Raw genomic sequence first — 8,833 nt, forward strand, 5'->3', positions numbered from 1 at the left:
GGTTTCTTGGTATAACTATGAATAGAGAAATTGTTGAGTGTGTTCAAGCAAATATTGATGAAGTTATTTTAAAATGGCAGAACCTTATGAAGGAAAATAAAGGGGAACGTTTTTTTCATACTATGCCTTCGAACCTTATTGAAGAGACGAGTAAAGATTTTACGGATTTGATGACTTTGAATCTTGAGGAAGGTTCGGTACCGAATTCAGTAACTATGAGTGAATTCTCGGGGAAAGTCATTCGCTTCGGTTGGTCCATTAAATTTATCAATATCGCGATTGATAACTTTGCTAGAGTCGTTTTTTCCGAGATGGAAGAAAAAGGAGTAATAAATACTAGTAATATGAGATCTTACCTAACAGTTTTTTTGGACTGGATATCCCTCCGGCGCGCAAAGATTATAGAAGCGTATTCTGTAGAATGGGAACGAACAGTTAATATCCAAAAAATTGCCTTGCAAGAACTATCTGCATCACTTATTCCGGTTTTTGATAAAATATCGGTCATGCCACTCGTTGGCACGATAGATACAGGACGTGCCAAGTTAATTATGGAGAACTTACTTGAAGGCGTTGTGAAGCACCGTGCAGAGGTCGTTTTATTAGATATTACGGGTGTGCCAATTGTAGATACGATGGTTGCGCATCATATTATCCAAGCAGCTGATGCAGTCCGTCTCGTTGGAGCGAAATGTATGCTTGTAGGTATTCGGCCAGAAATTGCCCAAACAATTGTCGCCCTTGGTATTAATTTAAACGACTTTACAACAACGAGTACTTTACGACGTGGGATGAAAGAGGCGCTTGAGTTTACAAACCGCAAAATAGTGGAGGTAGAAGAGTAATGGATATGCGAATCCCGATATTGAAGTTACATGATACGCTGATTGTCTCGATACAGTGGGAACTTGATGATAAAACTGCACTGCAGTTTCAAGAGGATCTTCTAAATAAAATGCACGAAACGACTGCTATTGGGGTCGTCATAGATTTAACTCCTATTGACTTTATTGATTCATTCATCGCGAAAGTGCTGGGTGACGTAATTAGTATGTCAGGATTAATGGGGGCAAAAGTTGTCATTACTGGAATCCAACCAGCTGTCGCAATTACACTTATTGAATTGGGTATTCGTTTAGAAAATGTGTTGACAGCTCTCGATCTTGAAAACGGATTGGATAAACTTCACAAAGAATTGGAGGCCTAGCTATGAATTATCGGTCTTCGGTAGAGATTTACACGGAGTGGGACATCGTTGCTGCTCGACAACTTGGTCGAAATGAAGCTAAGGAAATTGGTTTTGGCGTAGTGGATCAGGCACGTATTACGACGGCAATCAGTGAATTGGCTAGAAATATATATTTGTATGCTAAGACGGGTAAGATTGAAATAGAAAGGCTTTCCGAAAACAATTTATTTGGTATTTCAATTATCGCATCAGATAACGGACCCGGGATTGCTGATATGCGAAAAGTGATGGAAGATGGATTTACAACATCGGGTGGGCTAGGAGCGGGAATGCCTGGTGTGAGACGACTAATGGATGAGTTTAAAGTAGACACCGAAATTGGTGTAGGAACTACCATTGTCGCGAGAAAATGGCTTCGATAAGGACGGGATGCTAAGTGCCTAGCGAGGTAGAAAAGCAATATGAAAAAGTTTTAGAACGGTACGTTGCTGGACAGAGTGAAAAAGACTTGTACGACGGTCAGAAATTTAGTAGGGAATTTATAGAGCAAGAGATTTCACCTGAAGACGTTATAAGCATTCATAAAACTGCACTAGAAGACGTTTTACCGAACATGCCTGAAGAACTATGGCATTCATTTGATTTTTTAATTGAAATGATGATTCATTATGGTCTTGCATTGAAAGAACATCAAAGTCTTGTTCGGAAAAGAGAAGAACTAGAAGTGGAGATGAATGTTGCAGCTAGGGTTCAAGAAATGTTGTTGAAAACGGAAATTCCTGATTTTCCTGTCTTGGATATCGGATTTGTATCCATTCCAGCAGAGCGGATTAACGGCGATTATATTTACTTTGTAAGCGATGATAATTACGCAAGTGTTGCGGTGGCGGATGTCATGGGCAAAGGAATCCCGGCCGCGCTATGTATGTCTATGATAAAGTTCGGAATGGATAGTTTGCAAATTGATAAGACATGTCCGTATATGGCGCTAGAAATGATTAATCGAATTGTAGAAAAAAGCATCGATGATTCAATGTTTATTTCAATGTTTTTCGGTAGGTACAATGCGCAGGAATCTATTTTTTCATATGCCTCTGCTGGCCATGAGCCCGCAATTCTTTACACATCTTCAACAAATGAGTTTACTGAATTGAATGCAAAAGGATTACTCCTTGGCGTACAATCAAATGTAGTCTATGAAGAACGTTCAGTTGTTTTAGAAGATGGTGATTTTATTGTAATGATGACGGACGGGGTGACAGAAACAAGAACGGCAGATGGATTTATTGACGAGGAATGTATTAAATCGATCTTATTGGAAGCGAAATATGAACCGGCGCAAGCAATCGCGGACTTTGTGTATAAGACGTTGGTACAAATGCAGAACTTCCAATTAAGAGATGACTTTACAATTGTTATATTTAAAAAAGATGATAAAAAGGTTTAGTGATGCTTTTTAAGTGGTACATATATGGTATCTCTACCTAAATATAGAAACAGGGAAGTTTGGGGTGTGGAAATGGAATTGCAAGTTAAGTTACTGGAAGAAGATAATGTTCAACGTTTTCTAATTGTTGGTGAAATTGATGCGTTTACGGCACCGGTTTTAAAAGAGCGTTTAATCTCTGCGCAAAAAGGACCGGGGTTACAAGCGGAACTTAATCTGTCAGAAGTTACTTATATGGACAGTACAGGGTTAGGTGTTTTCGTTGGTTTTTACAAAGCTGTCAAAGCAAATGGTGGTCATGTGAAAATTACAGGTGTCAATGCTCGACTTAAACGACTCTTTGAAATTACTGGTCTTAATGAAGTTATGGATATTGAAATTGAAAAAGGTGGGGCTAGCGATGCAACCGTATGATTATATTGAAATAAAGGTGCCCGCCAAAGCACAATATGTTGGTGTAGCGCGGCTAACGATTTCTGGTTTGGCAAGTCGTCTTGGATTTACGTATGAAGATATTGAAGATTTGAAGATTGCTTCAAGCGAAGCGATTACAAATGCTGTTCAACATGCATACAAAGGTAGTGAAAAAGGAGAAGTGATTGTTGGTTGTGCACTTTTTGAGGACAAAATTGAAATTATGATTGCGGATCATGGAAGAAGTTTCAACTTTGAAGAAACAAAAAAACAGGTAGGTCCTTATAATGATAAGGAAGAAGTGAAATTCCTTCGTGAAGGTGGTCTTGGTCTTTATTTAATGGAAACACTCATGGATGAAGTGAAAGTCTACCACGAGGAGGGCGTCACAGTCATGATGACCAAGTATCTTGATGGAGGGCGGGTGGAAGTGGATGCCGAAACAGCCTCCCTCTGAATCGGGAACCGTCGACCAAGTATTAGTATGGATCAAGCAATATCAAGCAACAAACGATGATGAAGCGCAGACAAATCTTGTTTTGCATTATGAAAGACTTGTGCAATCAATCGCCCGTAAATATTCGAATGGCAAACCTTATCATGAAGATCTCGTTCAAGTTGGCATGTTAGGTCTGCTAGGTGCAATTCGTAGATACGATCCGGAACTCGGAAGAAGTTTTGAGGCGTTTGCTGTACCGACAATTATAGGTGAAATTAAAAGATTTATGCGGGATAAGACGTGGGCTATCCACGTCCCGCGACGCATTAAAGAACTAGGCCCGAAAATTAGAGCTACGGTTGAAGCGTTAACAACTGAATTACAAAGGTCACCTCTCATTTCTGAAATTGCGGAGTACTTGGATGTTGAAGAAGATGTTGTTCTTGAAGCAATGGAACTGGGTAAGAGTTATCAAGCACTTTCTATGGATCATACGCTTGACGCAGACTCTGAAGGAGGAACGGTTACGCTGTTTGATATTGTAGGTAAAACCGATGACGGATTTGAAGCGATTGATCAGCGGATGCTTGTTGCTGACGCGCTTGTAGTTTTATCGGAACGTGAGAAACAAATTATAGAATTTACATATATTGAGCAACTTAGCCAGAAAGAAGCTGGTGACCGATTGGGTATTTCTCAGATGCATGTCTCAAGATTGCAACGTAAAGCAATCAAAAAATTACAGGAAGCCATTTCCGCGGCTGGTGGTGTATCATCGTGATGGAAATTATCAATGAGCATGTAGAAGCGTATGTGTATCAGGAGGCGAAAGAGGGGAATCGGGAGTCTGGGGATACATATTTTATCCATTCAGAAGATGATTACTTTATATGTGCAATTGCGGATGGTCTCGGTAATGGACCAATAGCCCGCCAGTCGGCCCTAATTATTCCGACCGTGTTGAAAGAACATCATAGTGAATCTCCCGATGAATTATTAAGTCGGTGTAATGAGTATATGGTATCGAAACGTGGGGCGGCGGTCGCAATTGTGAAAGTCGATTATAACTTGAAGACAATACAGTACAGTTGCGTTGGTAATGTTCGTTTTTATATGCTTCATGGAAGGGAAAAGATGATCTATCCCCTTCCGGTAATGGGGTATTTATCGGGTAGGCCACAAAGATTAAACACACAAGAATACCGATATGACAAAGGTGATTTGTTTTTTCTTCATTCCGATGGTGTGGAACTTAGGAGCCCAAGTGCTTCGTTGAGGAAAAGTTCGGGCCCGTATGAGTTATATGAAAATGTACTGGAGTTAATTGAACACGGTGACGACGCGACGTTCATAGCTGGAATCCTACTTCTATAAACGGAAGTGGGTTTTTTCATTTGCCGAAAGTATTATCGCTTCTGACCTAGGGCGCTTGCGCTTTTCCTGTGCTAAAATGAAGGTAATGAAGAAAGGATGGTCATATTGCCAAGTTACGTTTTGAAAATGACCGCTGAAAAAGCGGAAGTAAATATACACCAAGCAGAAAAAGTAATTGCTCTTTTGAATGAAGGAAATACAGTCCCGTTTATCGCAAGGTATCGTAAAGAAGCGACGGGTTCGTTGGACGAAGTGCAAATTAAAGCGATTGAGGATTCCTATGGGTATGTAAAAGGGCTTGAACAACGAAAAGAAGAAGTGCTTCGAATCATTGAAGAACAAGGGAAACTGGATGATGAGTTACGAAAAGCGATTGTTAACGCAACAGTATTGCAACGCGTCGAAGATTTATATAGACCATTCATGCAAAAGCGGCGCACACGTGCCATGATGGCAAAAGAAAAAGGGCTCGAGCCATTGGCGGTATTGCTACTTCAGTTTTCCGAGAAAACGTTGGAAGAGCTTGCTAAGCCTTTCATAAATGAAGAACTAGAAATTGGGTCAATTGAAGACGCACTAGCTGGTGCACGCGATATCATTGCAGAACAATTTGCGGATGATGCGGAAATTCGAGAAAACATTCGTAAACTAGCCTGGTCAAATGGTTCAATTACATCGACTCTTAAAAAAGGCGCGAAAGATGATAAAAAAGTGTTCGGAAATTACTATGAGTATGATGAGCCATTGAAAAAAATCGTACCTCACCGCACGCTTGCACTTAATCGTGGTGAAAAAGAAGGTGTTTTGAGAGTTGGGATATCGTTTCCATCAGAACGAATTATCGGCGAGATGGAACGAAAGTTAATTCGTAAAGCGCATTCTATTTCTGCTGGACAAGTAAAAGAAGCGATTGAAGATGCATTTAAACGCTTAATCGGACCTTCGATTGAAAGGGAAATCCGGAATGCATTAACTGAAAAGGCCGAGGAACAAGCAATCCATGTGTTTTCGGAAAACTTGAAAAGTCTTTTACTTCAACCTCCTCTCAAAGGCAATGTAATTCTTGGTGTTGACCCAGCTTTTCGTTCGGGTTGTAAGTTAGCTATTGTCGACGAAACCGGAAAGCTTCATGAAGTGTCTGTTATTTTTCCTCATCCACCAAAACCGGAAAAAGAAAAATCAAAACAAGCAATTCTAGATTTATTGAAAGCGTATCCGGTTTCGATTATTGCGATTGGAAACGGTACCGCATCCCGGGAGACTGAGTTATTCATTGCCGAATGTATAAAAGAAGCAGAATCGAACGTTTCTTATGTCATTGTGAATGAAGCGGGAGCAAGTGTTTATTCGGCATCAGCGCAGGCAAGGGAAGAGTTCCCAGATTTAATGGTTGAAGAACGAAGTGCAGTTTCCATCGCGCGCAGATTGCAAGATCCGTTATCGGAACTCGTGAAAATTGACCCGGGTTCTGTTGGGGTTGGGCAATACCAGCATGATGTGGCTAAGAAGAGACTTTCAGAATCATTAACATTTGTCGTAGAGACAGCAGTAAACCAAGTCGGTGTAAACGTTAACACTGCATCGTCTTCACTTCTTCAATATGTTGCCGGACTATCAAAAACAGTTGCTGAAAACATTGTAAAGTCACGGGAAGAGAATGGGCTTTATACGAAAAGAAACCAATTGAAAAAAGTTCCGCGCCTCGGTGCGAAAACATATGAACAAGCAATTGGTTTTCTGCGTGTACCTGAAGCGGCAGATCCGTTTGACGCAACAGGCATTCACCCCGAAAGTTATAGCATAGCGGAACAAATTCTTGCCGAAGCAAACGTCAAAAAAGATGCATTGGGTAAGCCGGAAACAGCGGAAGCATTATCTGCACTGGATATAAAAGAGTTGGCTAGTAAACTTGAGCTCGGCGAAGTAACGCTTAGGGATATAATCGAAACATTGCAAAGGCCAAATCGTGACCCGCGTGACGATTATCCGCAGCCATTATTGAAAGCGAACGTTCTTGATATTAAAGATCTTTATGAAGGACTTGAAATGCAAGGAACAGTACGAAACGTCGTAGACTTTGGTGCATTTATAGATATAGGAGTAACGGACGACGGTCTTGTCCACATTTCTAAAATGAAAAAAGGATATGTCAAACATCCACTGGACGTTGTTTCGTCTGGGGACATCGTAACAGTATGGGTAGATGGGGTCGATAAAGAAAAAGGTCGTATTTCATTGACGATGTTACCTTTGTCGAAAAAGTGATGGAGTGATGTATTAATCGAATGGGGAGCGGCAATGATGAACAACGAACTACAAACACTCATTGAAAAAACTTCCGATGAAGTATTTGGGAAACCTTTTCTTCATATAGCAAGGTACAATAGCAGATTGCGAACAACGGGTGGCCGGTACATGCTTGCCGACCATTCGATTGAAATTAATCCATTAGTATTAAAAGTACATGGAATGAAGGAACTAGTTGGAGTCATTAAACATGAACTTTGCCATTATCACCTTCATATAGAAGGAAGGGGTTATAAACACCGCGATGCAGATTTCAGAAAGCTTCTGAAAGAAACATCATCTCCGAGGTTTTGTTTGCCGCTTACCAGTAGTAAACAAAAATCACTCTCCTTCTATATATACAAGTGCACATCTTGCGAACTTGAATATCAACGAAGACGGAGAATGGATATTAAGAAGTATAGATGTGGTAGATGTGCAGGTTCAATAAAAGAACTACCAATTTCACAGTGAAAAAGATGAAGCGAATCGCGTTTTCAAGCGGTTAAAGGTATTTTTAAAAAGAAAGTTATAAAAAGGGTTGACGAATTAGTTTATCCTGTCTATAATAGGTAAAGTCGGTTAAGGAGATTTGGAAACATTGTTTCTATACTTGATTTAATCACTTTACTTAGGCCCCTTGGTCAAGCGGTTAAGACACCGCCCTTTCACGGCGGTATCACGGGTTCGAATCCCGTAGGGGTCATTAAAGATTTTTCGAAACGATGTTTTGAAAAGATCTTGCAAAAAAAGTTCAATACGAAGTATTGAAAAGAGTTAGTGTTGGAAAGTTAATTACATTGGGGTATAGCCAAGCGGTAAGGCATCGGACTTTGACTCCGTCATCGTTGGTTCGAATCCAGCTACCCCAGCCAATACTTTATGTTAGAAGGAGCCATTAGCTCAGTTGGTAGAGCATCTGACTTTTAATCAGAGGGTCGCAGGTTCGAATCCTGCATGGCTCACCATTACATTTTTAAAAAGCGCTTGACAAATTAGTGAGATGTTGTATACTAAGGTTTGTCGCTAAAACAAAGCGGTAGTGGCGGAACGGCAGACGCGCTAGGTTGAGGGCCTAGTGAGTGCAAACTCGTGGAGGTTCAAATCCTCTTTACCGCACCAACTACATCAATGAAGAGAGCACCCGTAGCTAAGTGTAAATATACAGCATGGCGCCCGTAGCTCAATTGGATAGAGCGTCTGACTACGGATCAGAAGGTTGTGGATTCGACTTCTGCCGGGCGCGTTATTAAAACGAAACAGCATTCAGTGAAATTCTTAAGTGAGTTTCCCTATATTATGCGAGTGTAGTTTAATGGCAAAACCTCAGCCTTCCAAGCTGATGATGAGGGTTCGATTCCCTTCACTCGCTCCAATTTTTAAAAAGAAGTAAGTGAAAAAGAATTTCAAAATAGTTGTTGACTTCCTGAAGAGAAAGAGTTATATTAAAGGAGTTGCCATTACAACTGCAACAAACACAATAACAAATGAACCTTGAAAACTGAACAGCAAAACGTCAACAAAGCGTTTGAGTGATTTCCACTTAAATAGCTTACAACTCGGAACACTTCGGTGGACAGAGTATAAACGTTTCTAAGTAAGTCGATTTCCGTCGAACGAACAGAAACAAAGGAGAGGAATTCAATTCCTCTTTGCTAGCAAGAAATGAGCTATTCATTTTCTT

At 40.5% G+C, this 8,833-nt stretch carries 10 protein-coding genes and 6 tRNA genes; all 16 read left to right on the forward strand.

The genetic code is table 11. The annotated features are described in order from the left end of the window. Positions 1–17: 17 nt before the first annotated feature. The 16 genes from KSU66_RS18330 (at position 18) to KSU66_RS18405 (ending at position 8,524) form a co-directional block, all read left to right on the forward strand. Positions 18–845, forward strand: coding sequence for an STAS domain-containing protein (locus tag KSU66_RS18330; RefSeq protein WP_269052911.1), 828 nt, complete (start codon positions 18–20; stop codon positions 843–845). Further along, positions 845–1,207, forward strand: coding sequence for an STAS domain-containing protein (locus KSU66_RS18335; RefSeq protein ID WP_269052912.1), 363 nt, complete (start codon positions 845–847; stop codon positions 1,205–1,207). The genes KSU66_RS18330 and KSU66_RS18335 overlap by 1 nt, the downstream gene beginning before the upstream one ends. Before the next feature lie 2 nt (positions 1,208–1,209). Next, positions 1,210–1,611 (forward strand): anti-sigma regulatory factor, encoded by a 402-nt coding sequence (locus KSU66_RS18340; RefSeq protein WP_269052913.1) that lies wholly within the window; start codon positions 1,210–1,212, stop codon positions 1,609–1,611. A gap of 14 nt (positions 1,612–1,625) precedes the next feature. Further along, the gene (locus KSU66_RS18345; RefSeq protein ID WP_269052914.1) at positions 1,626–2,636 is read left to right on the forward strand and encodes a PP2C family protein-serine/threonine phosphatase; all 1,011 of its coding nucleotides are present in this window, start codon (positions 1,626–1,628) and stop codon (positions 2,634–2,636) included. A 72-nt stretch (positions 2,637–2,708) separates the two neighbouring features. Continuing rightward, on the forward strand, positions 2,709–3,050 hold the full coding sequence (locus tag KSU66_RS18350) for an STAS domain-containing protein (RefSeq protein WP_269052915.1): 342 nt from the start codon (positions 2,709–2,711) through the stop codon (positions 3,048–3,050). Continuing rightward, positions 3,037–3,507 (forward strand): anti-sigma B factor RsbW, encoded by a 471-nt coding sequence (gene rsbW, locus KSU66_RS18355; RefSeq protein WP_269052916.1) that lies wholly within the window; start codon positions 3,037–3,039, stop codon positions 3,505–3,507. The genes KSU66_RS18350 and rsbW overlap by 14 nt, the downstream gene beginning before the upstream one ends. Continuing rightward, positions 3,485–4,270 (forward strand): RNA polymerase sigma factor SigB, encoded by a 786-nt coding sequence (gene sigB, locus KSU66_RS18360; RefSeq protein WP_269052917.1) that lies wholly within the window; start codon positions 3,485–3,487, stop codon positions 4,268–4,270. The genes rsbW and sigB overlap by 23 nt, the downstream gene beginning before the upstream one ends. Continuing rightward, positions 4,270–4,863: a PP2C family serine/threonine-protein phosphatase gene (locus KSU66_RS18365; RefSeq protein WP_329958850.1), complete on the forward strand. Its 594-nt coding sequence runs from the start codon at positions 4,270–4,272 to the stop codon at positions 4,861–4,863. The genes sigB and KSU66_RS18365 overlap by 1 nt, the downstream gene beginning before the upstream one ends. A 126-nt stretch (positions 4,864–4,989) precedes the next feature. Next, complete coding sequence (locus tag KSU66_RS18370) at positions 4,990–7,128, forward strand: Tex family protein (RefSeq protein WP_269052925.1); 2,139 nt, start codon at positions 4,990–4,992, stop codon at positions 7,126–7,128. A gap of 33 nt (positions 7,129–7,161) precedes the next feature. After that, positions 7,162–7,623 (forward strand): SprT family protein, encoded by a 462-nt coding sequence (locus KSU66_RS18375; RefSeq protein WP_269052919.1) that lies wholly within the window; start codon positions 7,162–7,164, stop codon positions 7,621–7,623. 160 nt (positions 7,624–7,783) lie between these two features. After that, positions 7,784–7,855 (forward strand) — tRNA-Glu (locus KSU66_RS18380). A 95-nt stretch (positions 7,856–7,950) separates the two neighbouring features. Further along, positions 7,951–8,024, forward strand: a tRNA-Gln gene (locus tag KSU66_RS18385). Positions 8,025–8,041: 17 nt separating this feature from the next. Continuing rightward, positions 8,042–8,117 (forward strand) — tRNA-Lys (locus KSU66_RS18390). A 68-nt stretch (positions 8,118–8,185) separates the two neighbouring features. Continuing rightward, a tRNA-Leu gene (locus KSU66_RS18395) sits at positions 8,186–8,271 on the forward strand. Positions 8,272–8,321: 50 nt separating this feature from the next. Continuing rightward, a tRNA-Arg gene (locus KSU66_RS18400) sits at positions 8,322–8,395 on the forward strand. A gap of 55 nt (positions 8,396–8,450) precedes the next feature. Then, positions 8,451–8,524 (forward strand) — tRNA-Gly (locus KSU66_RS18405). Positions 8,525–8,833 lie beyond the last annotated feature (309 nt).

The sequence above is a fragment of the Sporosarcina sp. G11-34 genome, assembly GCF_026931025.1.